This window comes from Stenotrophomonas sp. STEN087 (assembly GCF_056759115.1).
Genome location: NZ_JBRRCR010000063.1, coordinates 1 through 24,699 on the forward strand (window position 1 = coordinate 1; position 24,699 = coordinate 24,699).

Sequence of the window (24,699 nt, forward strand, 5' to 3'; positions counted from 1 at the left end):
CTCGACGGGTGCCTGGAGCAGTCGAGCATGGCTCGACTCTACAGAAGCCGAATCGACAGAACGCGGGTCCGGTGGTCGGGGGAACATCGGGTACGCTGCAGTGCCAACGCCGTCAGATCCAGTTCCAGGCAGCCAGAAGGGGAGTTCCGGCGTGTCACCCAGTGCTTCATTGATCGACCGCATCGAATCGATTCCCCGGCGCGAGCTGTATTTCTTCGCGCTGTACCGCGTGCTGATCGCTTCGGTCATCGCCGCGCTGCTGTACAGCCCGCTGTCGGCCATGGTCGGCGAAGCGCACCATCCGCGTCTGGCCTACCTGGTCGGCGCCGCCTACCTGACGCTGTCCCTGCTGCTGCTGGCGGTGGGCCGCAGCGAGCGCTGGCTGCTGCCGATCGTGGTCACCGGCGTGACTCTGGACATCGTCGCCGCGATCCTGCTGGCCCACGCCCTGCCCGGTGCCAGCGCCGGCATCTCGATGTCGCTGCTGTTCAACATCGCCGCCGCGGCCACCCTGCTGCCCCTCAGCTGGGGCCTGTTGCTGGCCCTGGCCGCCAGCGTCGCCACCGCCGCCGAATACCTGTGGAAGGTGCTGGAGGGCGGTGACCCCACCCGCACCCTGGCCGAACTGGCGATGTTCGCCACCAGCTACCTGGCCCTGGCCTTCATCAGCTACCAGGTCGGCAACCGCGCGCGCCGCAACCAGCAGCTGGCCAACCAGCGCGGCGATGAAGTGGCCAACCTGTTCCAGATCAACGAGCTGATCATCCGCCGCATGCGCACCGGGGTGATCGTCGTCGATGGCGACAACCGCATCACCCTGGCCAACGAGGCCGCGTCGCTGCTGCTGGGCGACAGCGACGGGGTCGGCGAGAGCGGCCAGCTGGACCTGGCCAGCATCGCCCCCGAACTGGCCCGGCGCCTGAACCGCTGGCGAAACGGCTGGGCCCAGGACGAACTGCCGCTGCAGCTCAACCCCGACCAGCCCGAGGTACAGCCGCGGTTTGCCCGCCTGCTGGCCGGCAGCGAGCTGGCCCTGGTCTTCCTGGACGACTCCAGCGTGGTCTCGCGCCGCGCCGAGTCGCTCACCCTCTCGGCCATGGGCCGCTTCTCGGCCAGCCTGGCGCACGAGATCCGCAACCCGCTGGCGGCCATCAACTACGCCGTACAGCTGCTGGAGGAAGGCACCGGCTTCAACGAGAGCGACCGCCGCCTGCTGCAGATCATCCACCAGCAGTGCCAGCGCACCAACGGCATCGTCGAGAGCGTGCTGGGCCTGGCCCGGCGCGAGCGCGCCAACCCCGAAAACGTCGACCTGGCCGCCTTCGTGCGCCGCTTCGTGCTGGAGTACAAGCAGGGCCAGACCCTGGAAACGGACAGCATCGAGCCGATCATCAGCGACACCTCGGTGCCCGCCCTGGTCGACACCCGCCACCTCTACCAGGTGCTGACCGTGCTGGTGCACAACGCGCTGAAGTACGGCCGCATCGGCGAGCAGCCGGCGCGCGTGCGCCTGCGCGTGGCCCAGCACGAGCGCAGCGCGGTGATCGATGTGATGGACCGCGGCCCCGGCATCCCCGAGGCCGTGGCTGCGCAGCTGTTCCGCCCCTTCTTCACCACCTCCGAGCACGGCACCGGCCTGGGGCTGTACATCGCCCGCGAGCTGTGCCGGGCCAACCAGGCGCGCCTGGACTACATCCCCGTGCCGGCCGGCGGTTCCTGCTTCCGCCTGGTCCTTCCCGGCCCGCACGCCCTGCTTCCGCAGTGATCCGCCGCGCCAAACATTTGTCGCTCCCAGCCCCCCTCGTTTATCTTCCCTGCCCATGAACGAAACCCGCAGCGCCCTCGTCGTCGACGATGAACGCGACATCCGCGAACTGCTGGTGTTGACCTTTGGCCGCATGGGCCTTCGCATCAGCACCGCCGCCAACCTCGCCGAAGCCCGCGAACTGCTGGCCAGCAACCCGTACGACCTGTGCATCACCGACATGCGGCTGCCGGACGGCAACGGCATCGAACTGGTCAGCGAGATCGCCCACAACTACCCGCGTACGCCGGTGGCGATGATCACCGCCTTCGGCAGCATGGACCTGGCCGTGGAAGCGCTGAAGGCCGGCGCCTTCGACTTCGTCAGCAAGCCGGTGGACATCAGCGTGCTGCGAGGCCTGGTCAAGCACGCGCTGGAACTCAACAACAGCGAGCGCCCGGTCGCCGCGGCCGCCAGCGAACAGGCCGGCCGCCTGCTCGGCGATTCGGCCGCCATGGATGTGCTGCGCACCACCATCGGCAAGGTCGCCCGCAGCCAGGCGCCGGTCTACATCCTCGGCGAATCCGGGGTGGGCAAGGAGCTGGTCGCACGCACCATCCATGCGCAGGGCGCACGCGCCTCGGGGCCCTTCATTCCGGTCAACTGCGGCGCCATCCCGACCGAGCTGATGGAGAGCGAATTCTTCGGCCACCGCAAGGGCAGCTTCACCGGCGCCCACGCCGACAAGCCCGGCCTGTTCCAGGCGGCGCACGGCGGCACCCTGTTCCTGGATGAAGTGGCCGAGCTGCCCCTGCAGATGCAGGTCAAGCTGCTGCGCGCCATCCAGGAAAAGTCGGTGCGCGCACTGGGCGCGGCCAACGAGGAACCGGTGGATGTGCGCATCCTCTCGGCCACCCACAAGGACCTGGCCGAGCTGGTCGAGGACGGCCGCTTCCGCCACGACCTGTACTACCGCATCAACGTCATCGAACTGAAGGTGCCGCCGCTGCGCGAACGCCGCCAGGACCTGCCGGACCTGGCCGGTTCGATCCTCGCCCGGCTGGCCCGCAGCCACGGCCGCGCCACTCCGCTGCTGGCGCCCTCGGCGCTGGACGCGCTGGCTCATTACGGCTTCCCGGGCAATGTGCGCGAGCTGGAGAACATTCTTGAGCGCGCCCTGGCCCTGGCCGAGGAAGACCGCATCGGCGCCGACGACCTGCGCCTGCCGCAGCACGCCCCGCGCACCGCCGACGGCCCTGCCGCGCCCGAAGCCGTGGTCGACCTGCACCCCGGCAGCGCCGCCCTGCCCTCCTACATCGAGCAGCTCGAGCGCAGCGCGATCCAGCGTGCACTGGAAGAAAACCGCTGGAACAAGACCCGCACGGCCGCACAGCTGGGCATCACCTTCCGGGCGCTGCGCTACAAGCTGAAGAAGCTGGGGATGGAGTAAGGGGTCGGATCCCTTTCCAAAGGAAGGGGCTCTGACCCCATCCGGATCGCGCCATCCACGCATGGCGTGGATCTACTGGTGCCGGACCGCGCCATCCACGCATGCCGTGGATCTACATGCCGGGGTCGGATCCCTTTCCGCAGGAAAGGGCTCTGACCCCAACCGCATCAATCCTTGGTAACGCGGTTGATCTCGGCCAGGCTGGTCACGCCCGCCGCTGCCTTCTTCAGTGCCGACTGGCGCAGGTCATTCACCTTGATCGCCTGTGCCGCCTCGGCAATCTGCAGCGCATTGCCACCGGCCAGGATGATCGTCGAGATCTCGTCGGTCATCGGCATCACCTGGTAGATACCGGTACGGCCCTTGTAGCCCTCGGTGCACTCGTCGCAGCCCACCGCTTCGTACAGCTGGATGCCGGCATCGAGCTGCTCCTGGGTGAAGCCCTCGGCCAGCAGCGCATGGGCGGGCAGATTGGTCAGCCGCTTGCAGTTGCTGCACAGGCGACGGGCCAGTCGCTGGGCGATCACCAGGGTCACCGAGCTGGTGATGTTGTATGGCGCGATGCCCATGTTCATCAGGCGCGCGATGGTCTGCGGTGCGTCGTTGGTATGCAGCGTGGACAGCACCATGTGACCGGTCTGCGCCGCCTTGATCGCGATCTCGGCCGTTTCCAGGTCGCGGATTTCGCCGACCATGATGATGTCCGGATCCTGTCGCAGGAACGAGCGCAGCGCGGCGGCAAAGGTCATGCCGCGCTTGTTGTTCTGCTGCACCTGGTTGACGCCGGGCAGGCGGATTTCCACCGGATCTTCGGCGGTCGAGATGTTGCGGGTCTCGTCGTTGAGGATGCCCAGCGCCGTATACAGCGAGACGGTCTTGCCCGAACCGGTCGGGCCGGTCACCAGCACCATGCCGTAGGGCTTGTGGATCGCCTCCAGGAACAGCTTCTGCTGGTCCGGCTCGTAACCCAGCTTGTCGATGCCGAGCTTGGCCGCGCTGCCGTCAAGGATACGCAGCACGACCTTCTCGCCGAACAACGTCGGCAAGGTGCTGACGCGGAAGTCGATCTGCTTGGTCTTGGACAGGTTCAGCTTGATGCGTCCGTCCTGCGGCACGCGCTTTTCCGCGATATCCAGCTGCGCCATCACCTTCAGGCGCGCGGCGATGCGTTGGTTCAACTTGACCGGCGCGCGCGCGACCATCTTCAGCAGGCCGTCGATACGCAGGCGCACGCGGTAATCATCTTCGTAGGGCTCGAAGTGGATGTCGGAGGCGCCCTTGCGGATCGCGTCGACCAGCACCTTGTTGACGAACTTGACCACCGGGGTGTCGTCGCCCTTGGCGTCGATGCCGCTGTCGCTGGCGGACATGTCCTCGTCGCCGGCAGAGACGTCGAGGTTGGCCATGCCGTCGTCGTCACCACCGAGCGCATCGCCCATGGTGTCGTGACTGGCGTGCCACTGTTCCAGGGTGCGCCTGATCTGGTCCTCATCGATCAGGATCGGCTCCACCACCAGGTTGGTATGGAACTTGATCTCATCCAGCGAGTGGGTCGGGTTGCTGGTGCCGACGAACAACCGCCCGCCACGCTTGAACAGTGGCAGCACGTGGTGCTTGCGCAGCAACTCCTCGCTGACCAGCGACATCGCATTCTGGCTGGCATCGAACGTGGACACGTCGTACAGCGGCATGCCGAACTCGACCGAGTTGGCGGCCGCCAACTGTGAGGCGGTGACCAGCTTGTTCTGGGCGAACCAGGTCGGCAGCGGCTGCTTGGCCGCTGCAGCTTTGGCCATAGCGTCTCGGGCGGCGGCTTCATCCAGCGCGCCGTCCTGGACCAGACGGCGGGCCAGGCCGGTGATGCCGACGAGGTTGGCGTTAGCGACTGTATTCATGTGTGCACTCCTACTCCCGGGCGCAGGTTACCGGACAGATCAGACTGGGGAAAGCACTGAGCACGGCAAGAGTGCAAGGAATGGAGGGCCGCTTGGAATTGGCTCACTCAGTTGTGCATCTCTTGTTCACCAACCCACACCGAGGCAAGAGTTGCAGCTCAACAACCAGTCGGGCGGTACTTTTTAGCAAAAGCGCTGCCGTCGCACGTCCAGACGCCGTCAATCGAACGCCTCAGCGTCAGGCTCCGCCCGTCGACAGAAGACGCGCCGATTACGAGACAAGTGATGTGTCCAAGACCTGACTCCATCAACTCAGCGGAAACCTCAGAGCAATGAGCCTTCTTCGCACCACCTAGGAATTCTGGCGTGACAGTGGCGACACTGCGCCCCTCATAGATGACAACCTCGATCATTGCTTTACCTGGACGTATCTCAGCTAACGCTGCAGTTACCTGCGCACGCGCAATGAATGTCGGAAAAACTGCAAGCGCTATCGCAGCAATAATCGCGACTATTGCCACAACTATCATCAACTCTACGAGTGTAAAGCCGTCCTGAGTTTTCATCATTGCCCTCCCCAAGGGCACTCTGCAGTGAAACACTTCGAATCATCGCTTAGTGAAGACCACCCGCGCCGCCAAGACTCAGGAGCGCATCAATCACTTTTTCAGAAGAACCAAAACCGCATCAAACACAAGGCCCGCTCTGGCGGGCCTTGTGAAGTACGGAGAGTGAAGGCCAGAGGCGAACTCCAGCAATGCACTCGATTAGCTGCAGCCGTTCGGCTTGTACTTGTCGGCAACAGCGCTCGTCTCGCAAGTGAAGCCACCAGCGGCGGTGATTGCACCCGAAGTTGCGTCCACAGTAGCTTCAGCATAGGTCAGGGCGATCGTCGAGGCATTGCCAATGCGGCCCGGATCACGGATGGTGCAGGTCATGCCATCAGCGTCAACAGCAATGGTCGCGCAGCTACCAGTGTTGTTGGCCTGGAAACCTGCAGTTGCCAAGGTCGGAGTGCGGCCCTCGCTCACTTCCATCTCGAACTGGGTCTTGTGGGAAGCAAGGTCTGCCAGAGCGGCAGTAACCTTCGACTTGGACACGTAGTCCTGATAAGCCGGCAGAGCGATGGCGGCCAGGATGGCGATGATCGCAACGACGATCATCAGTTCGATCAGGGTAAAGCCCTTCTGGTTCTTCATGTGTACATCCCCAAGATAGATGGTGGTTGAGTTCAGTGCGCAGAAGCGGGCCGGCCATCAGCCGGTTGAGCGGGTCCTGCGCCCTGCGGGTGGATCTACGCAGATTGCGTGCCAACCCCGGCACGCCCCCCCTGGATTTCCCCGGCGCCCATGATGGCAGCAAATTGTTGCATGTGAAGCCCCCTGAACAGGAAATGCGACGAATCCGCCAATGTGACGCACCGCGTCACCTTTCGCCCTCAAACGACTGATTGCTGCGAAACGTCACATCGACGGACTCCCCGAATAGCCCCGAACCGGCTAACATCTCCGGTCATGATGCCCGCCTGGGGATGGCGGGCCTTGGGGAGCCAACATGTCTGTCAGTCGCAGTGCGATAAAGAAGGAGCCCGTGGCGCGTAGCACCACGGAACTGCAGCCGTTTGTCTGGGAGGGGACCGACAAGCGGGGCGTGAAGATGAAGGGTGAGCAGTTGGCGAAGAACGCCAACATGCTACGTGCGGAACTCCGGCGGCAGGGCATCAATCCAGGACAGGTGAAGGCCAAGGGCAAGCCGATTTTTGGTGCTGCCGGGAAGCCCATCAGCGCGAAGGACATCGCGTTCTTCAGTCGGCAGATGGCGACCATGATGAAATCGGGCGTTCCGATCGTATCGTCACTTGACATCATCGGCAGCGGACACAAGAACCCTCGGATGAAAAAGATGGTGGACACCATCCGCACCGATATCGAGGGGGGCTCATCTTTGTATGAGGCTGTCAGCAAGCATCCCGTTCAGTTCGATGAGCTTTACCGCAACCTCGTCCGCGCGGGCGAGGGGGCGGGCGTACTAGAAACCGTGCTGGACACAGTCGCCACTTACAAAGAAAACATCGAGTCGCTCAAGGGCAAGATCAAGAAAGCACTATTTTACCCGGTGATGGTTGTCGTGGTTGCAATGCTGGTAAGTGCGATCATGCTGGTATGGGTGGTGCCTCAGTTCGAAGACGTATTCAAGAGCTTTGGCGCCGATCTGCCTGCATTTACTCAGATGATCGTTTACTTGTCACGATTTATGGTGTCATGGTGGTGGCTCATGTTGCTAGTCGCCATTGCGGCATCGGTGACTACAGTAATGACCTATAAGCGATCCCCGCGTATGCAACACACTGTAGACCGCCTAATCCTGAAAGTGCCGGTGATCGGCCAGATCATGCACAACAGTGCCATCGCCCGCTTCGCACGTACCACCGCGGTGACCTTTAAGGCAGGCGTCCCTTTGGTGGAAGCACTCAGCATTGTCGCTGGCGCCACCGGCAACAAGATTTACGAAGAAGCCGTGCTACGCATGCGCGACGATGTATCAGTCGGCTACCCGGTCAACATGGCAATGAAGCAGACCGCCTTGTTCCCGCACATGGTCATCCAGATGACCGGTATCGGCGAAGAAGCAGGCGCCCTGGATGCCATGTTGTTCAAGGTGGCTGAGTATTATGAGCAGGAAGTCAACAATTCCGTGGATGCACTGAGCAGCCTGCTAGAGCCTATGATCATGGTTTTCATCGGCACGATCGTTGGCGGCATGGTCATCGCCATGTACCTGCCCATCTTCAAACTCGGCGCCGTCGTCGGCTAAAGGTAACAATGGCATTTCTCGACCAGCATCCCGGCCTCGGCTACCCCGCCGCGGCCGCCCTGGGGCTGCTACTGGGCAGTTTCCTCAACGTGGTCATCCTGCGCCTGCCCAAGCGGATGATGTGGGAGTGGAAGCGCGAGGCGCGCGAAGTCCTGGAGCAGCCGGACATCTACGACCCGCCACCACCGGGCATCGTGGTCGAGCCGTCGCATTGCCCGCACTGCAAGCACAAGCTGTCCTGGTACGAAAACATCCCGCTGTTCAGCTGGATCATCCAGGGCGGCAAATGCCGCCATTGCAAGGCCCCCATCTCCATCCAGTACCCGCTGGTGGAAGCGCTGACAGCGGTGATGGTGCTGGGCTGCGTCTGGCAGTTCGGCTTTGGCTGGCAGGGCTTTGGCGCGATCGTGCTGACCTGCTTCCTGATCGCCTTGTCGGGTATCGACCTGCGCACGCAGTACCTGCCGGATCAGATAACCCTGCCATTGATGTGGCTGGGCCTGGTCGGCAGCATGGACAACCTGTACATGCCGGCCAAACCGGCCCTGATCGGTGCTGCGGCGGGCTTCCTTGTGCTGTGGATCGTGGCCAGGGCCTACAAGCTGGTGACCAACCGCGACGGCATGGGCGGCGGCGACGCCAAGCTGCTGGCTGCGCTGGGTGCCTGGTGCGGGTTGAAGGGCATCCTGCCCATCATCCTGCTGTCGTCGGTGCTGGGTGCCGTCATCGGCTCGATCTGGCTGTACACCCGTGGCCGCGACAAGGCCACGCCAATCCCGTTCGGCCCTTACCTGGCACTGGCTGGCTGGGTGTACTTCATGTGGGGCGAGCCGGTGGTGAACCAGTACCTGGTCATGAGCGGGCTGCGCTGACGCTGCCGCCATGAGCCGTTATGTGGTCGGTCTGACCGGCGGCATCGCCGCCGGCAAGAGCGAGGTGACCCGGCGCTTCGAGGCGCTGGGGATCGTGGTGGCCGATGCAGATCTGGCCGCCCGCGCCGTGGTCGCGGCCGGCAGCCCGGCCTTGGCCATGATCGCCGAACGCTTTGGTGCTGCCATGCTGCTGGCCGATGGCAGCCTGGACCGGGCCCGCCTGCGGGCCCATGTGTTCGCCGACCCGGCCGAACGGGTCGCCCTGGAGGCGATCACCCATCCGGCCATCCGGCGCTTGATGCAGCAGCAGTGCGAGCAGGCGGCCAGCCCCTATGCGCTGGCGGCGATTCCGCTGTTGACCGAGGTCGGCGGCCGCCAAGCCTACCCGTGGCTGGACCGGATCCTGCTGGTCGATGCGCCCGAAGCGGTGCAGCACGCGCGGTTGATGCAGCGCGACGGCATCGATGCTGCATTGGCGGACCGGATGATTGCCGCCCAGGCCAGCCGCGCACAGCGCCAGGCCCTTGCCGATGACGTGGTGGTCAACGACGGCCATCCCGATGACCTGCAGGCGCAGGTGGAAGCGCTGCACGCGCGGTATCTGCAACTCGCCTCGACCTGAGGCGCTGGCAACCGCCCCGCTGTAACCCCGCAGACACACACCGTCTTCTCACGCGCCTCGCTATGGTCCTGCGCCTGTCATTGCGCCTGCCTGTGAGATCGACCGTGCCGACCGCCTCTCTTCGTTCCTACACCGCCCGAGTGGCGGTGACCCTGGCGCTGGTCGCCCTCGGCCTGCTGCTGTGGCAGCTGTCGCAACTGGTCCTGCTGATCTTCGGGGCGGTCGTGGTGGCGGCACTGCTGCGGACGATTGTCGGCGCGGTGCTGCGTTACACGCCGCTCCCGGAGGGTTGGGCACTGGGCCTGACCGTGCTGCTGCTGGTGGTGCTGTTCACGGGGGCCATGTGGCTGTTCGGTTCGCAGCTGGGCGACCAGATGGCGACGCTGCGGCAGACCCTGCCCGCCGCCTGGGAACACTTCCAGGCGTGGCTGTCGGACAGCCCCATCGGCCCCACCGTGCACGAGCTGACCCAGAACGCGCAGTCCAGCGTATCGACGATGGCGGCCCGGGCCGGGGCGCTGGCGATGTCGGCCACCGGCGGCGTCGCGGACCTGTTCCTGGTGCTGATCGGGGGCATCTATCTGGCGGCGCAACCGGATCTGTACCGTACGGGCCTGCTCAAGCTGCTGCCAAAGCGCCAGCGCCCGGCCGTGGAGGACGCGCTTCATGCCAGCGGTAATGCACTGAAGGCCTGGCTGGGCGGGCAGTTGCTGGCGATGGCGGTGGTCGGGCTGCTCACCGGGCTGGGGCTGTGGGCGCTGGGTGTGCCGGTGGCGTTCGGGCTGGGCATCATCACCGCGCTGCTGGACTTCGTGCCGATCGTCGGCCCGATCCTGGCAGCGGCGCCCGCCATCCTGCTGGCGTTTACGGTCAGCCCGGAAATCGCCTTGGCCACGGTGGCGCTGTTCGTGGTCGTGCAGCAGGTGGAGGGGCATCTGCTGCAGCCGCTCATCCAGCAGCGTGCCGTCGACCTGCCCCCTGCCCTGCTGCTGTTCTCGCTGTTCGGGATCGGCGCACTGCTGGGGCCGGCCGGGATACTGCTGGCCGCACCGCTGACCGTGGTGCTGTTCGTACTGGTCAAGCGCCTGTATGTGGTGGAGACGCTGGGCACGCCGACACCCATTCCCGGAGACACCGCAGCCACGAAGGCCCAGTAGATCCACGCCATGCGTGCATGGCGCTGTCCCCAAACCCAGTAGATCCACGCCATGCGTGGATAGCGCTGTCCCCGCATGGGGTCAGAGCCCTTTCCTGCGGAAAGGGATCCGACCCCGGAAGTGCGTGACGCGGGCTCGACTCTACTGCAGTGTCGCGGCGCCCCGCATGCGCTCGGCCTGCAGTTGCTGCTGCACATGACGGGCCAGCTCGCGTGCGGCCACCATCAGGCCCTCCATCGTCTCCGGCGGCACGGCCTGCAGCGGACCACCATGCGTGCGCGCGATGTGCGCGGCATGCATCAGCCTGGTCAGCGTGCTGATGCCGGACACGGTGCGCCTGAGACCGGCCACCGTACCGCTCTGCTGGTCGGTCAGCCCGGCACGCGTCGCCGCGTGGTCGGTGGCATCGTCGGCCTCCACCCTCTCCTGCAGGATGGACATCAGGTCACCGGGATCCTTCAGCACGGCCTCGATGCGTGTGGCGACATCGGCGCAGAGCACGTCGATGGAATCGCCGACCAGCTGGTGCAGGTTGGGGTAACGGGTACGGTGTGACATGGCCAGGTTCCTCGCAGGTGACAAGGCATCTGGCCATCCGCGCGGGCGGATGTCAGGAGGCAAATGCGTCACAGCGGTCCGTGGCACGGGAAAGCATTGGTTTCCACAGGGGGAAGCCGGACCCATTAATGCCGGTTACGACAATGGATCCACCACCCGCTCAGTAGATCCACGCCATGCGTGGATGAGGTCATCCGCAGTGCGGACCAACGGTCCGCACCCACCACATATCGGGCGTCCGCACCCACCATTCACCCCGCGCCGCACCCACCGCAGCAAGCTGGCGTCAGAGCGGCTTCGGCGAGAACGTCAGCGTGGCGATCACACCGCGATCGCCACCGGGGCGCACGCTCACCTGCCACCCGTACAGATCGCACAGGCGGCTGACGATCGACAGGCCGATGCCGCCGCCCTGCGAGTGGCCGGCATGGGTGCCGCGATAACCGCGCTGGAACAGCTTGGCGGCATCTTCTTCGCTCAGGCCAGGACCACTGTCGGTCACCGACACCGCATTGCTGCTGACGTGCACGCGCACGCTGCCATCCTGCGAATACTTCACGGCATTGCCGATGAGGTTGCCCAGCGCCACCGACAGGGCGGCGTCGGGGGAATCGATCACCAGGTCGCGCTCGCCTTCCAGCACCAGCTCCAGCGGCTTGCCGCCGAGCTGCGCGCGGTGCGCATCCAGCAGCTGCTCGGCCACCCGCGCCACGTTGCTGGTGCCCTGCCCACGCTCGTTGCGCGACAGCAGCAGCAAGGCGCCGATCAGATCGCTGCACTGCTGTTCGGCACGCTGGATGCGCTGCAGGCGTTGCAGCACCTTTTCGTCCAGGCCGGGACGGGTCAGCAGCAGCTCGGTCGCGCCGCGGATCACCGCCAGTGGCGTGCGCAGCTCGTGGCTGACGTCGGCATTGAACTCACGGTCGCGCTGCACGACTTCGGTCAGGCGCGAGGAATAGTCATCCAGCGCCTGCGCCAGCTGGCCCACTTCGTCGTCGGGGAAGCGCGGCGCCAACGGCTCGGGATCACTGGTGCCGCCGCGGTAGGCACGCAGCCGCGCGGCCAGATCGGACACCGGCTTCATCACCTTCGACGCCGACCACCAGCCCAGCACCAGCGACAGCAGGCTGAACACCAGCACCGACAGCACCAGCGCGCGGTTGAGCTGCTGCCCGCCGCGTACGCTGTCGGTCATGTCATAGGCGAGGAAGAACCAAGCGTCATCCGCCTTGCGCACGGCCAACTTGTAGGCATACGGCTGGTTCTGGTCGTCGATGCCGCTGAGGTTGTAATTGCCGTTGGGCAACGCCGCCCAATCCGGCTGGTTTTCGCGCACGCGGTCGAACTTGTCGCTCGAATACGCGTACGCCCGGATCTGCTGCACCGGCACTTCGGGATTGCGTCCGGGGTGCTCGTAGAAGCGCCGCGCGTACTCGTTGATGTTGCGGTTCATCACGTCTTCCACCAGCTGGTTTTCCACGCGCATGCGGGCCCAGTTGGTGGCGAACGCGAACAGTGTCGTCAGGCAGAAGCCCAACAACACGAACGAGACGATGATGCGACTGCGCAGGCGCCGCCGATAGGGCGTGCGCCGACGCTCCCCCTTGGCTGCCACCGAATCAGGCTTCCGGGGTGGCGATGCGGTATCCGATGCCATGGCGGGTCTGGATCAGCGGCACTTCAAACGGTTTGTCGACCACCGCACGCAGGCCGTGGATGTGTACGCGCAGGGAATCCGAATCCGGCAGCTCTTCGCCCCAGACGCGGGTTTCCAGTTCCTGGCGGGTGACCACGGCCGGAGCGGCCTCCATCAGCGCCTGCAGGATCTTCAACGCAGTCGGGTTGAGCTGCAGCAGCTTGCCCTGGCGGCGCACTTCCAGCGTGTCCAGGTTGTATTCCAGGTCGCCGGTTTCCAGCACCCGGGTCTGCACACCCTTGCCGCGGCGCGACAGGGCGTTGAGGCGGACTTCCACTTCCTGCAGGGCGAACGGCTTGATCAGGTAGTCATCGGCACCCGAATCGAAACCAGCCAGCTTGTTGTCCAGCGAATCGCGCGCGGTCAGCATCAGCACCGGGGTCTGCTTGCGCGCTTCGTTGCGAAGCTTGCGGCAGACTTCGATGCCGTCCATGCCCGGCAGGTTGAGGTCCAGCACGATCGCGTCGAACTCGTGCACCACGGCCAGGTGCAACCCGGTCACACCGTCGGCAGCGAAGTCCACCGTGTGGCCCCGGTCCTCGAGGTAATCGCCAAGGTTGGCTGCGATGTCGCTGTTGTCTTCGATTACGAGAATACGCACTGGGACCTCTGATTCATTAAGGGTCGTCGGGGATGCCAACGCGCTCAAGATGCGCCTGAGCGGGTGGACGCCACGTCTACCCGCTGAACGATACAGGTTGCAGTCTTAACATTTCGTGCGGACTGCGGGCGGCCCGGCTCACTTCCTGTAGTTGTAGTTGTTCTGGCGGTCCTGCAGCGTCTTGCGGCTGACTTCTTCGGCCTGGCGCCGCTGCGCCACCGTCATGCACACCCGCTGCGGCAGGTTGCTGCCGATGGTGCGTTCGCGACGGCAGACCATGCGGCTGTCGGCGTGGGCGTTGGTCAGGATCGTGTTGACCTTTTCCTGGTCGTTGAAGATCTCGACGCGAGCCTCCTGGCTCAGTTCATCCACCCGCTGATGGTCCCCCAACTTGAGGCGGATGCGCCCCAGCGCCTGTTGCACCTCGCTCTTCTGCTCCAGGCTGATCTCGCTGTAATTGTCGGACCTCATCGCTTTTTCGATGGCGTCGATCTGCTCGGCCACCGGCGCGGTCGCGTCAAGCGCGACCCGGCCATCCTTGTCGGCACGGGCATGTGCAGTGAAAGCCAAGGTGATTCCCAGGCCCAAGGCCAAGCCAAGCGTGGTCATGCGATGCATAGTTTCCCCTGTTATCGTCCGTGAAGAATGGCCCACTCTACGAGCGTGCAGAGGCGCCTACAAGTGACGGCCGGCAGGGTGTGCGATGGCCATCCGTCAGCGCCCGGCAGGCGGCGGGGAGAGCGTCCTGTAGCTGCGCTGGTCGTTGAGCAGCGCCTTGCCCTTTTCCTCGATCCGGCGGCGTTCGGCCACGGTCAGGCAGCGGCTCTTGGGCATGTTGCTGCCCGTGGAGCGGGTGTGCTGGCAGACCAGGCGGCTGTCCGCATGGGCGCGGGTAAGGATGGTGTTGATCCGCTCCTGGTCGTTGAAGACCTCGTTCTGCACTGCTGGCGGCAGTTCCTGCGCCGTCTGCCGGTCGCCCACGCGCAGGGTGATGCGCTCCAGCGACTGCCGGACCTGGGCACGGTCATCGGCTGAAATCTCGGCGTACTCGCCGTTGTCCAGCGCCTTTTCGACCTTGCGCACCTGCTCGGCCACCGGGGCCTGCCGATCCATCTGGACCACGGGCTTTTCCGATGCGGCCTGGGCCGCCGCGGACAGCCCCAGCAACATCGCAACCACGGTAATGCGGTACATCGCCAACCTCCCGATCCATCCCGGAACGAAGGCCGAACTCTACGAGCCGCCCCGCCCCGCCACAAGGGACCTTTGACCGGGGTCCGCCGGGGCTGGGCCGGGCATAAAAAAGACCCAGGCGGTCTACCCGCCTGGGCCTGAAGTCGTATCCCGATTACCGATCCTGCTGAGAGGCAGAGCTGCGGTTCGCTGAAGCCTACGCCGGGCCCGATTAAAGGCGTGTTAAACCCGGCGGCGATCCTTCAGGGAAATTTCAAGCCGTTGATAATCAAGGTTTTTTAATCTTCTCGACGTGGGCGATGATGCGCGATGCCACGTCCACCTGGCAGGCCGCTTCGATGCCTTCCAGGCCCGGCGTGGAGTTGACCTCCAGCACCAGCGGGCCGCGCTCGGAGCGGATCAGGTCGACCCCGCATACCGACAGGCCCAGCGCCTTGGCCGAGCGCACCGCCACCTGCTGTTCAGCCCGGCTGGCCTTGGCCGGCACTGCCGTGCCACCGGCATGCAGGTTGGAGCGGAAGTCGCCTTCCGGCGCCTGCCGCTGCATGGAGGCCACCACCTGGTCGCCCACCACGAAGCAGCGCAGGTCAGCGCCCTTGGCCTCGCCGATGAACTCCTGCATGAGGAAGTTGGCGTACAGGCCGCGCAGGGCCTCGACGATGCCGCGCGAGGCGCTGGCCTTCTCGGTGAGGATGACGCCGCGACCCTGGGTGCCCTCGTTGAGTTTCACCACGTGCGGCGGCGGGCCGAGCATCGACAGCAGGTCGACCGTATCGTCCGGGTTGTCGCCGAATACCGTCACCGGCATGTCGATGCCCTTGGCCGCCAGCAGCTGGTGCGCGCGCAGCTTGTCGCGCGAACGCAGGATCGCGTCGGACGGATTGGGGGTGCGCGCGCCCATCAGTTCGAACTGGCGCAGCACGGCGGTGCCGTAGCGGGTGATGGAGGCACCGATGCGCGGAATGACCACGTCCACGCCGGTCATCGGCCGACCCTTGTAATGCATGGAAAAGCCATCGGCGGCGATGCGCATGTAGCAGCGCAGCGGGTCGAGGATGCGGACGGTGTGGCCACGTGCACGGGCCGCCTCGACCAGCCGGCGGGTGGAGTACAGCGAGCTGTTGCGGGACAGGATTGCGAGCTTCATCGCGGTGGCAGTGGACGGCAGGCGCGCAGCATAGCGCGGCGACGTTGCGGCGGGATGATGCTGCCGACACAGGCCTGTCGACGTGCCTTCAGTCGCTGTCCGCCGCGTCTGCGTCGCAGCCCCGCGCGGCTTCACCCAGGGCCGCCACGCAGGCCATCTGCAGGGTCGAACCACTGAAGGCTTCGCGGTAGATCTGTTCGATCAGCTGTGCAGCATGCGGACCACCGGCCCGGCCCAGCGCGCGCACCGCTTCGAGCTGCTTGTTGGACCCGGTGCCGGCCGACAGGAAGATCTGGTGCAGCAGGGTGACGACATCCTTGTGGTTCTTCATGCTTCGGGTTTCCCATGACGTTGAAGAACGCTAGCGGGCCGCTGGCCCTGCCCGCCATGAGGATTGTTGAAATCTTCGCCTGCGGCCGATAAAAAAACCCCGGCAACGGCGCGGCCGTTACCGGGGTTCTGGAAGCTGGAGCGGGCGAAGGGAATCGAACCCTCGTCAGTAGCTTGGGAAGCTACAGCTCTACCATTGAGCTACGCCCGCATTGCAGGGTGAAAGTCTATGCGGAGCGGCCCGTGTTGGGCAATGGGGTCAGAGCCCTTTCCTGCGGAAAGGGATCCGACCCCGGCTGGATCAACAGCGTCGGAGCCCCTTCCTGGCGGAAAGGGATCCGACCCCGTTTGGATCAGAAGCTGCCGCTGAAGTTGGCGAACAGCGTCGCGTCCTGCGCACGCTTCTGCAGGGTGGTGGCGCTCAGGCCGATGTTGCTCTGCAGGCCGAACAGCTCCATGCGCGCGCCGAAGATGGCGGTTGCATAGTTCTTGTCGAAGTCCATGCCCGGCACGCGGTACATGCCCACGTCCGGCAGGCTCTGCACCCAGGCGCTGGCCTGCTTGGTGTCCTCGAACTCGTGGTCGTAGGTCACCTGCACGTACGGCTTGACGGCGCCGCCATCGAAGCGGGCCTGCCAGCCGATGCGGCCGACGGTGGAATCGACGTCCTGCTTGCCGTAGCCCAGCGCGGTAGCCAGGGTGTTGGCATCGGCGGATTCGGTATAGCCGTCGATCTTCACCTTCTGCCAGATCACCGAGGCGATCGGGCCGTGGCGGAAGCCGCCTTCGGTGCCGAACTCGTAACCGGCGTTCAGGGCCGCGGTCAGGTTGCTGCCGTCCGGCGAGCCGCCGTGTTCGCGGGTGGCCGGGCCGAGCTGGACCTTGCGGTTCACGTCATAGGACAGCCAGGTGTAGCTGACCTGGCCGTTGACCCAGATGCGGTCGCCGTACCAGCCGGCGAACAGACCGGCGGTGGTGTCCTTCTGGGTGAAATCGCCACGGCTGTTGCCGAAGTCGGCGTTCATGCGGCCGAAGCCGGCGAAGCCGCCGACGACCATGCCGTCACGCGCCCAGTCGACACCGAACAGGCCGGCCGGCGCGAGGCCGTCGTACACATCGGCGTGATCGTAGCGCTGCATGTCGCCACGCACGCCACCCCACCAGGACATGCCGTCGGCCGGACGGCCGGCCTGGTGCAGACTGACCTGGTCGGCACGCGAGCGGCCGATGGTCTGCGCCGAATGGGTCAGGATCTGCTGCAGGCGCGGGCCTTCCAGGATCGAGATGGCGTACTGGCCGAGCATTTCATGGGCGGCCGAGGTCGGGTGCACGTCATCGGCGAACAGGTAGCTGCTGGCCGCATCCGGGCGCACGTAGGCCAGCGGGCTGCAGGTCAGCGACGAGGCCACCAGGCAGGCGCGGCCGGTGACGTTGCTGAAGCCGTACATGCCCGGGTTGGCGATGATTTCGTGCAGCAGGGTGTAGGTATCGAGCGGGATGAACTCGATGCCGGCCTGCTTCAGGCCACCGTACAGGGCGTTGTTGTAGGCGGTGGACAGGGCGGTGCCCTGCGCCTGGCCGGCGGCGCCGCGGTCGATGAACCCCGGGGTGATGCCGACGTCGGGCAGGTTGGGCACCATCACGTACTGCGCGCCGGCCTGCTTGAGGCTGGCCACGATGCCGATCTGGGTGGTGACCGCCGCACCGATCACGGCCGGCGCCTGGGCCGGGGCGGTGATCGAGAACAGGTCGTTGGCGCCGCCCCACACGGTGTACAGCGCGTTCGGGTCGGCCTTGCCACCGTTGGCGGCCAGGTAGTTGGCAAACTGGGTCTTCAGCGACGGCACCGGCACGTTGCCGAACGCCGGCTGGGTCAGGTCGACGCCCACGCGGGCGCCACCGACGGCGTAGTTGTCACCGGTCTGGCCGTTGCCGTTGGGGCTGGCGTTGGTGCCGTAGTAGTCGGCGACGAACTGCGACCACTCCCAGCCCGGGTTGGTGGTGAACTGGCCGGTGACCGGACGCACGTCGGCCGGCAGCAGCGGACGGTAGTAGCCGCTGTCGGTCAGGCTGTCGCCGAAGAACACGGTGCGGGTGAACGGGGATTCGCCTGCCATGGCCGGCAGCGCGGCGAGCGCGATCGCGGCCGCCATCAGGGAGCGGATCGGGCGTTTGCTGAGCAGCATGTAGAAACTCCTGGGGGAAAATGTTGGGGATCCAGCGCATACGTACGCCGGCGCACGGTGAATGGTTTCACCGTGCCGCCGATTGCTCACGCTGCGCCGCCGCATGAATTGTCGCCTGAACCCGCGCGGACGGGGTGTGCTGGAGGTGGCGTGCGGGCCAGGATGCAACTGTTCCGATCCCGAAGGGCCATCGGCGACAATGCCCCGATGAACATCCAGCTCAATGGCGAACCCCGCACCCTGCCCGCTTCGGCGACCCTCCACGACCTGCTCGCCGCCGAGCAGCTGCTGCAGCGCCGGGTGGCGGTGGAAGTGAATGGCGAGATCGTCAGCCGCAGCCGCCATGGCGAGCACGTGCTGGCCGAAGGCGATGTGGTGGAGATCGTGCACGCGCTGGGCGGTGGTTGAGGCCCAGGGGTCGGATCCCATCGCATCGCGGGGGGCTCTGACCCCGAACCACCATCAGCGGGTCAGAGCCCTTTGCCGCGGGCAAAGGGATCCGACCCTGCATCCTGCGTGACCCCATCTTCAGGCGGATAAGCGATAATCGCGTCATGAACCTCCCTGTCTCCCCCGATTCGCTGGTGATCGCCGGCAAGACCTATGGCTCGCGGCTGCTGACCGGCACCGGCAAGTTCAAGGATCTGGACGAAACCCGCCTGGCCACCGAGGCTGCTGGCGCCCAGATCGTCACCGTGGCCATCCGCCGCACCAACATCGGCCAGAACCCGGGCGAACCGAACCTGCTGGACGTGCTGCCGCCGGACCGCTACACCATCCTGCCCAACACCGCCGGCTGCTACACCGCCGAAGACGCCGTGCGCACCTGCCGCCTGGCCCGTGAGCTGCTGGACGGCCACAACCTGACCAAGCTGGAAGTGCTGGGCGACCAGAAGTCGCTGTACCCGGACGTGGTGCAGACCCTCAAGGCCGCCGAGCAGCTGGTCAAGGACGGCTTTGACGTGATGGTCTACACCTCCGACGATCCGATCCTGGCCAAGCGCCTGGAAGAGATCGGCTGCGCCGCGGTGATGCCGCTGGCCGCGCCGATCGGCTCGGGCCTGGGCATCCAGAACAAGTACAACCTGCTGCAGATCATCGAAGACGCCAAGGTGCCGATCATCGTCGACGCCGGCGTGGGCACCGCTTCCGATGCCGCCATCGCGATGGAGCTGGGCTGCGACGGCGTGCTGATGAACACCGCCATCGCCGGTGCGCGCCATCCGGTGCTGATGGCCAGCGCGATGCGCAAGGCCGTCGAAGCCGGCCGCGAGGCCTTCCTGGCCGGGCGCATCCCGCGCAAGCGCTACGCCAGCGCCTCCTCCCCGGTTGATGGGCTGATCGGCTGATGACCAATCCTTTTGACAGCGCCGGCTCCAAGGCCCCGCCCAAGCCCTTCACCGTGAGCGAGGGCCGCCGCGAGGTGCGCAGCTTCGTGCTGCGCCAGGGCCGCTTCACCCCCGCCCAGCAGCGCGCGTTCGACGAACGCTGGCCGCGCTTCGGCATCGACTACAACGGCCAGCCGCGCGACCTGGACGCCACCTTCGGCCGTCCGGCGCACAAGGTGCTGGAAATCGGCTTCGGCAATGGTGCGGCCATGCGCTTCGCCGCCCAGCACGATCCGTCGCGCGACTACATCGGCATCGAAGTGCACGCCCCGGGCGTGGGCCGCCTGCTGAACGCGCTGGCCGATGACAACGCCGACCACGTGCGCCTGTACCACCACGATGCCGTGGAAGTGCTGCAGAACGAGATCGCCGACGGTGCGCTGGATGAAGTGCGCATCTACTTCCCGGACCCGTGGCACAAGAAGCGCCACAACAAGCGCCGCCTGCTGCAGCCGGCGTTCGCCGAGCTGATCGTGCGCAAGCTGCGCCCGGGCGGCCGCCTGCACTGCGCCACCGACTGGGAAGACTACGCCGAGCAGATGTGGGACGTGCTCGACGCCACCGCCGGCCTGGTCAACCGTGCCGGCCCGCGTGGCAGCGTGCCGCGCCCGGACTGGCGCCCGCAGACGCACTTCGAGACCCGCGGCCAGAACCTGGGCCACGGCGTCTGGGACCTGCTGTACGACCGCACCTGACCCACGCACGAGGACGCTGCGCCCCACATGGATACCGCGCTGACGCTGACCAACGACATGAAGCTCGTGCTCGGGCTGGTCGGCTTCACGATGGCGATGTTCCTGTTCGAGCGCATCCGCGCCGACGTGGTCGCGCTGGTGGTTCTGGTGGTGCTCGGCGTCACCGGCCTGATCGCCCCGGAAGAAATCTTCGGTGGCTTCTCGGGTAACGCGGTGATGAGCATCATCGCCACCACCATCCTTGGTGCGGGCCTGGACCGCACCGGGGCGCTGAACCGGCTGGCGGCGTGGCTGCTGCGGCGCGGCCACGGCGTGGAGCAGCGGCTGCTGATGATGACCACGGCCATCGCCGGCCTGAACTCATCCTTCATGCAGAACCCCTCGGTGATGGCGCTGTACCTGCCGGTGGCCTCGCGGCTGGTCGCGCGGACCGGCCTGACCCTGCAGCGGCTGCTGCTGCCGATCTCGGCGGCGATCGTGATGGGCGGCGCGCTGACCATGGTCGGCAACTCGCCGCTGATCCTGCTGAACGATCTGCTGGCCTCGGCCAACAACAACCTGCCCTCGGGCCTGGCCACCATCGAGCCGCTGCGCATGTTCGCGCCGCTGCCGATCGGCGTGGCCCTGCTGATCGCCTCGCTGCTGTATTTCCGCTACTACGGCGACCGCAAGCTGATCGAAGAGGAAAGCCTGGTCAACGACGGGGTGACCCCGGCGCGCACCGAGAGCTATTTCGCCAAGACCTACGGCATCGAAGGCGATGTATTCGAGCTGGTGGTGACCGCTGAAAGCCCGCTGGTGGGCATGACCCTGGGCGAGGCCGAGACCCTGCACGATGCGCCGCTGCTGCTGGCGCTGAAGACCGGCAACGACACCCGCCTGGCGCCGCCGGCGGAGATGCGCATCTGGGTCGGCAGCGTGCTGGGCGCGATGGGCCCGCGCGAGGAAGTGCACGATTTCGCGCAGAACCAGTTCCTGCGCATGTCCTCGCGGCTGAAGCACCTGGGCGACCTGTTCAACCCCAGCCGCGCCGGTATTTCCGAGGCAGTGGTGCCGCCCACCTCCAACGTGATCGGCAAGAGCGCGGCCGACCTGCGCCTGCGCAAGGAGCGCGGCATCAGCCTGCTGGCGATCAACCGCGACAAGCAGGTAATCCGCGAGGACGTGCGCGACGTGCAGCTGCGCGCCGGCGACATGCTGGTCTTCCACAGCATCTGGACCGACCTGGCGCAGGCCGCCAAGAGCCGCGACTTCGTGGTGGTGACCGACTACCCGACCGGCGAGCAGCGCCCGCACAAGTTCAAGATCGCGATGGCGATCTTCGCCCTGACCATCCTGATCGCGCTGACCAGCAAGCTGCCGGTGGCGCTGACCCTGATGACCGGCGTGGCCGGCATGCTGCTGACCGGCGTGCTGCGCATGGACGAGGCCTACGCCTCGATCAACTGGAAAACGGTGTTCATGATGGCCGGGCTGATTCCGCTCGGCTGGGCGATGGATTCCAGTGGCGCGGCGGCCTGGGTGGCCGGCCACACGATTGACAAGCTGCCGACCGGCATCCCGATCTGGGTGCTGGAGCTGGCGCTGGCGCTGCTGACCACGGTGTTCTCGCTGGTGATCAGCCACGTGGGCGCGACCATCGTGATGGTGCCCATCGCGGTGAACCTGGCGCTGGCGGCGGGCGGCAACCCGACCGCGTTCGCGCTGATCGTGGCGCTGTCGGCGTCCAACAACCTGATGACGGCCTCCAATCCGGTGATTTCGATGATCACCGGCCCGGCCAACTACACCCCGCGCGAGATGTGGCGGGTCGGCGGACCGCTGTCGCTGATCTACACGCTGGTGGTGGTGGTGATGATCAACCTGATGTTCTGAGGTTGGGGTGTGTTGGCAGGGCTGCGCCCTGCACCTGCAGAAGCCGGAGCAACAGCAAAAGCGGGCATTCCGTGGGATGGCGGGGTGGCACGGGGTCGGATCCCGTTGCTTCGCAACGGGCTCTGACCCCGGTGTTGAATGGCATTACCACGGGGCCAGTAGATCCACGCCATGCGTGGATGCTTCTTCTTACCCTGACGCCCCGATGGGGTCAGAGCCGTTTTCCTGCGGAAAACGGATCCGACCCCGAACCTGGCCTCAGGCCAGGTAGACCTGGCCGTCGCGGATGTCGACCGGCACCGCGCGCAGGCGGTCGCCCTTGCAGGGGCCGGCGATGCAGTCGCCGCTGTCCAGGGCGAACGAGGCGCCGTGGGCGGCGCACACCAGGTGGCCTTCGCGGCTCTTGAGGAACTGGCCCGGTGCCCAGTCCAGGCGGCGGCCGGCGTGCGGGCAGATGTTCAGGAACGCGCGCACCTCCGCGCCATCGCGATACAGCACCAGCGATTCGGCATCGCCCTCGACCACCGCTTCGACCTCGGCAAACGCCCCATCGGCAAGGGCATCAAGGGCGATCAGGGCAGCGGCGGCAGTCATGGCGGGAGGCTCTTACGGAAAACAGGATTGTCGCATGCCCGCTCATATGACTGGCTGCGACATGAATACAAGTCATTGATCCGTAATAAGCAAAGGCTATATTTAACGAGTTTTTCACTCAATGACAGTGGCGCATCCCGATACTCTGGTTTCGCTGATCCCAGCCCTATCGAGCCGCCATGTTTACTCGCGCTTCCGCCTTCAACCAGTTCCGCACCCTGTTCGCGCCGCGCAAGCCGCGCCACCCGCTGGTGCGCGTTGCCGTGGGCCTGCTCGGCCTGGCGATCCTGGCAGCGATGGTGTTCATCGGCGTGTTCGTGGGTGCGGCGATGATCCTGATCGGCCTGGCGTGGAAGCTGCTGGCCTCGCGCAAGACCGTCGGCGCACGCCGTGCGGCCGATGCCAACGTCGTCGAAGGCGAATACCGCGTGGTGCGCAAGTCAGCTTTGCCGATGTCGCGCTGATGCGGCCGCCCGCTGACGTGGGCGCCACACCGTTCTAGACTGCAGGGGCCTTCCTACTGGAACCCCCGCATGTCCACTGCCGTAGTTTCCGATGTCATCCCCGCCCCCGTCGTGCCGCGCGTGCCGGTGGTCGGTGGTGGCACGTTCCCGGTCCACCGCATCTACTGCGTCGGCCGCAACTTCGCCGACCATGCGCGTGAGATGGGCGCTGCGGTGCCGGCCGCCGATGACCGCGGCCGCCCGATGTTCTTCTGCAAGCCGGCCGATGCCATCGTGGTCGGCCACGACGATGTGATCCCCTACCCGCCTGCTACCAGCAACCTGCACCACGAAGTGGAGCTGGTAGTGGCCATCGGCGTTGATGCGCCGGCCGGCGAACTGGCCGTGGCTGATGCCGACGCGCTGATCTATGGCTATGCCGTGGGCCTGGACCTGACCCGCCGCGACCTGCAGGCCGCCGCCAAGGAAAAGGGCCACCCGTGGGATTCGGCCAAGGGCTTCGATGCCTCCGCGCCGATCAGCGAGATCGTGCACGCCGGCGAAGTCGGCGACCTGGCCGCGTTGAACCTCTCGCTGGAAGTCAACGGCGAAGTGCGCCAGCAGTCGCTGCTCGACCAGATGATCTGGAACGTGCCGGAGATCCTGCATGAGCTGTCCAAGCTGTGGCAGCTGCGCGCCGGCGACCTGGTGTTCATGGGCACCCCGTCGGGCGTGGCCGCATTGAAGCCGGGCGACCGTTTCAGTGCACGACTGGAAAACGTGGCCGAACGCCACGGCGTCATCGCAGGCTGACATCGGCTGCGTTAACCTGCGCTCGAACCCTCGCCCTCAGGAGAAGAACAAGAATGGGAATGCTCACCGAGTTCAAGGAATTCGCGATGCGTGGCAACGTCATCGACCTCGCCGTCGGCGTGGTCATCGGCGCGGCCTTCGGCAAGATCGTCACCGCGCTGGTGGAGAAGATCATCATGCCGCCACTGGGCATGCTGATCGGCAAGGTGGATTTCTCCGATCTGGCCTGGACGTTGGCACCCGCCCGTGTCGGTGCCGATGGCACCGAGATACCAGCCGTGGTGATCGGCTACGGTGATTTCCTCAACACGCTGGTGCAGTTCATCATCGTGGCCTTCGCCATCTTCTTGGTGATCAAGGTGATCAACCGCCTGTCGCGCAAGAAGGAAGCAGCACCGGCTGGACCGAAGGAAGAAGTGGTGCTGCTGCGCGAGATCCGCGACAGCCTGAAGAAGTAAGGCGGTCCGTCCATCTGTAGAGTCGAGCCGTGCTCGACTGGGCGGAACGATGATCAAGGTAGCGCCGGGGCCAGCCCGCGGGGCGCCGCCGGGGGGGGGGCACCCCCCGGGCAGGGCCCGCGCGGACCCCGTGGGGGGGAGTGGGGGGCAACACCCGTCGGCCCCGC

The 24,699-nt window shown here is 65.8% G+C and carries 25 protein-coding genes and 1 tRNA gene; 13 read left to right on the forward strand and 13 right to left on the reverse strand.

The genetic code is table 11. The annotated features are described in order from the left end of the window. The first annotated feature begins 151 nt into the window (after positions 1 to 151). Positions 152 to 1,765, forward strand: coding sequence for a sensor histidine kinase (locus ACVOK1_RS15055; RefSeq protein ID WP_481562539.1), 1,614 nt, complete (start codon positions 152 to 154; stop codon positions 1,763 to 1,765). Positions 1,766 to 1,820: 55 nt separating this feature from the next. After that, positions 1,821 to 3,194 (forward strand): sigma-54-dependent transcriptional regulator, encoded by a 1,374-nt coding sequence (locus ACVOK1_RS15060; protein WP_481562540.1) that lies wholly within the window; start codon positions 1,821 to 1,823, stop codon positions 3,192 to 3,194. Between the two features lie 167 nt (positions 3,195 to 3,361). On the opposite strand, the gene pilB is transcribed toward ACVOK1_RS15060, so the two are convergent. The 3 genes from pilB to ACVOK1_RS15075 all read right to left on the reverse strand — a co-directional run bounded on the left by pilB (position 3,362) and on the right by ACVOK1_RS15075 (position 6,288). Beyond that, positions 3,362 to 5,089, reverse strand: a complete 1,728-nt coding sequence (pilB, locus tag ACVOK1_RS15065; RefSeq protein WP_481562541.1) for a type IV-A pilus assembly ATPase PilB — start codon at positions 5,087 to 5,089, stop codon at positions 3,362 to 3,364. 158 nt (positions 5,090 to 5,247) lie between these two features. Then, a complete protein-coding gene (locus ACVOK1_RS15070) occupies positions 5,248 to 5,655 on the reverse strand; it encodes a pilin (protein WP_481562542.1) in 408 nt (135 codons plus the stop codon). 201 nt (positions 5,656 to 5,856) lie between these two features. After that, a complete protein-coding gene (locus ACVOK1_RS15075) occupies positions 5,857 to 6,288 on the reverse strand; it encodes a pilin (RefSeq protein WP_481562543.1) in 432 nt (143 codons plus the stop codon). Between the two features lie 355 nt (positions 6,289 to 6,643). Between ACVOK1_RS15075 and ACVOK1_RS15080 the strand changes: the two genes are divergently transcribed. The 4 genes from ACVOK1_RS15080 to ACVOK1_RS15095 all read left to right on the forward strand — a co-directional run bounded on the left by ACVOK1_RS15080 (position 6,644) and on the right by ACVOK1_RS15095 (position 10,554). Continuing rightward, a complete protein-coding gene (locus ACVOK1_RS15080; protein ID WP_481562544.1) occupies positions 6,644 to 7,903 on the forward strand; it encodes a type II secretion system F family protein in 1,260 nt (419 codons plus the stop codon). 8 nt (positions 7,904 to 7,911) lie between these two features. Then, positions 7,912 to 8,775, forward strand: coding sequence for a prepilin peptidase (locus ACVOK1_RS15085; RefSeq protein ID WP_481562545.1), 864 nt, complete (start codon positions 7,912 to 7,914; stop codon positions 8,773 to 8,775). Between the two features lie 10 nt (positions 8,776 to 8,785). Further along, positions 8,786 to 9,397, forward strand: coding sequence for a dephospho-CoA kinase (coaE, locus tag ACVOK1_RS15090; protein WP_108769776.1), 612 nt, complete (start codon positions 8,786 to 8,788; stop codon positions 9,395 to 9,397). A 104-nt stretch (positions 9,398 to 9,501) separates the two neighbouring features. Beyond that, the gene (locus ACVOK1_RS15095) at positions 9,502 to 10,554 is read left to right on the forward strand and encodes an AI-2E family transporter (RefSeq protein ID WP_481562546.1); all 1,053 of its coding nucleotides are present in this window, start codon (positions 9,502 to 9,504) and stop codon (positions 10,552 to 10,554) included. 141 nt (positions 10,555 to 10,695) lie between these two features. Here the strand turns inward: ACVOK1_RS15095 and ACVOK1_RS15100 are convergent, their stop codons facing one another. The 9 genes from ACVOK1_RS15100 to ACVOK1_RS15140 all read right to left on the reverse strand — a co-directional run bounded on the left by ACVOK1_RS15100 (position 10,696) and on the right by ACVOK1_RS15140 (position 18,266). Further along, positions 10,696 to 11,112 (reverse strand): hypothetical protein, encoded by a 417-nt coding sequence (locus ACVOK1_RS15100; protein ID WP_481562547.1) that lies wholly within the window; start codon positions 11,110 to 11,112, stop codon positions 10,696 to 10,698. 286 nt (positions 11,113 to 11,398) lie between these two features. Further along, positions 11,399 to 12,769: a sensor histidine kinase gene (locus ACVOK1_RS15105; RefSeq protein WP_481562548.1), complete on the reverse strand. Its 1,371-nt coding sequence runs from the start codon at positions 12,767 to 12,769 to the stop codon at positions 11,399 to 11,401. After that, a complete protein-coding gene (locus ACVOK1_RS15110; RefSeq protein WP_005410804.1) occupies positions 12,732 to 13,409 on the reverse strand; it encodes a response regulator transcription factor in 678 nt (225 codons plus the stop codon). The genes ACVOK1_RS15105 and ACVOK1_RS15110 overlap by 38 nt, the downstream gene beginning before the upstream one ends. 138 nt (positions 13,410 to 13,547) lie before the next feature. Beyond that, on the reverse strand, positions 13,548 to 13,979 hold the full coding sequence (locus ACVOK1_RS15115) for a hypothetical protein (RefSeq protein WP_481562549.1): 432 nt from the start codon (positions 13,977 to 13,979) through the stop codon (positions 13,548 to 13,550). Between the two features lie 144 nt (positions 13,980 to 14,123). Further along, positions 14,124 to 14,603, reverse strand: coding sequence for a hypothetical protein (locus ACVOK1_RS15120; RefSeq protein WP_164073610.1), 480 nt, complete (start codon positions 14,601 to 14,603; stop codon positions 14,124 to 14,126). A gap of 268 nt (positions 14,604 to 14,871) precedes the next feature. Next, positions 14,872 to 15,750 carry a 30S ribosomal protein S6--L-glutamate ligase gene (gene rimK, locus ACVOK1_RS15125; RefSeq protein WP_108769782.1) on the reverse strand — a complete coding sequence of 293 codons (879 nt, stop codon included), beginning with the start codon at positions 15,748 to 15,750 and terminating at the stop codon, positions 14,872 to 14,874. An 88-nt stretch (positions 15,751 to 15,838) separates the two neighbouring features. Continuing rightward, entirely contained in the window at positions 15,839 to 16,081 is a 243-nt protein-coding gene (locus tag ACVOK1_RS15130) for a hypothetical protein (RefSeq protein ID WP_481562550.1), read from the reverse strand. Between the two features lie 136 nt (positions 16,082 to 16,217). Beyond that, positions 16,218 to 16,291, reverse strand: a tRNA-Gly gene (locus tag ACVOK1_RS15135). Positions 16,292 to 16,433: 142 nt separating this feature from the next. Further along, a complete protein-coding gene (locus tag ACVOK1_RS15140; protein ID WP_481562551.1) occupies positions 16,434 to 18,266 on the reverse strand; it encodes an autotransporter outer membrane beta-barrel domain-containing protein in 1,833 nt (610 codons plus the stop codon). Positions 18,267 to 18,473: 207 nt separating this feature from the next. Between ACVOK1_RS15140 and thiS the strand changes: the two genes are divergently transcribed. The 4 genes from thiS (at position 18,474) to ACVOK1_RS15160 (ending at position 22,224) form a co-directional block, all read left to right on the forward strand. Further along, entirely contained in the window at positions 18,474 to 18,674 is a 201-nt protein-coding gene (gene thiS, locus ACVOK1_RS15145; protein ID WP_164073625.1) for a sulfur carrier protein ThiS, read from the forward strand. 146 nt (positions 18,675 to 18,820) lie between these two features. Then, positions 18,821 to 19,615: a thiazole synthase gene (locus ACVOK1_RS15150; RefSeq protein WP_481562552.1), complete on the forward strand. Its 795-nt coding sequence runs from the start codon at positions 18,821 to 18,823 to the stop codon at positions 19,613 to 19,615. Continuing rightward, on the forward strand, positions 19,615 to 20,349 hold the full coding sequence (gene trmB / locus ACVOK1_RS15155; protein ID WP_108769807.1) for a tRNA (guanosine(46)-N7)-methyltransferase TrmB: 735 nt from the start codon (positions 19,615 to 19,617) through the stop codon (positions 20,347 to 20,349). The genes ACVOK1_RS15150 and trmB overlap by 1 nt, the downstream gene beginning before the upstream one ends. Before the next feature lie 27 nt (positions 20,350 to 20,376). Then, positions 20,377 to 22,224, forward strand: coding sequence for an SLC13 family permease (locus ACVOK1_RS15160; protein WP_164073614.1), 1,848 nt, complete (start codon positions 20,377 to 20,379; stop codon positions 22,222 to 22,224). Between the two features lie 258 nt (positions 22,225 to 22,482). Here the strand turns inward: ACVOK1_RS15160 and ACVOK1_RS15165 are convergent, their stop codons facing one another. Further along, entirely contained in the window at positions 22,483 to 22,818 is a 336-nt protein-coding gene (locus ACVOK1_RS15165; RefSeq protein WP_406234941.1) for a Rieske (2Fe-2S) protein, read from the reverse strand. 179 nt (positions 22,819 to 22,997) lie between these two features. Here ACVOK1_RS15165 and ACVOK1_RS15170 point away from each other — a divergent pair, with 179 nt between their 5' ends. The 3 genes from ACVOK1_RS15170 (at position 22,998) to mscL (ending at position 24,532) form a co-directional block, all read left to right on the forward strand. Then, entirely contained in the window at positions 22,998 to 23,282 is a 285-nt protein-coding gene (locus ACVOK1_RS15170; protein WP_108769809.1) for a hypothetical protein, read from the forward strand. A gap of 69 nt (positions 23,283 to 23,351) precedes the next feature. Continuing rightward, positions 23,352 to 24,074, forward strand: coding sequence for a fumarylacetoacetate hydrolase family protein (locus tag ACVOK1_RS15175; protein ID WP_108769810.1), 723 nt, complete (start codon positions 23,352 to 23,354; stop codon positions 24,072 to 24,074). Between the two features lie 53 nt (positions 24,075 to 24,127). After that, positions 24,128 to 24,532, forward strand: coding sequence for a large-conductance mechanosensitive channel protein MscL (mscL, locus tag ACVOK1_RS15180; protein WP_312738746.1), 405 nt, complete (start codon positions 24,128 to 24,130; stop codon positions 24,530 to 24,532). Positions 24,533 to 24,699 lie beyond the last annotated feature (167 nt).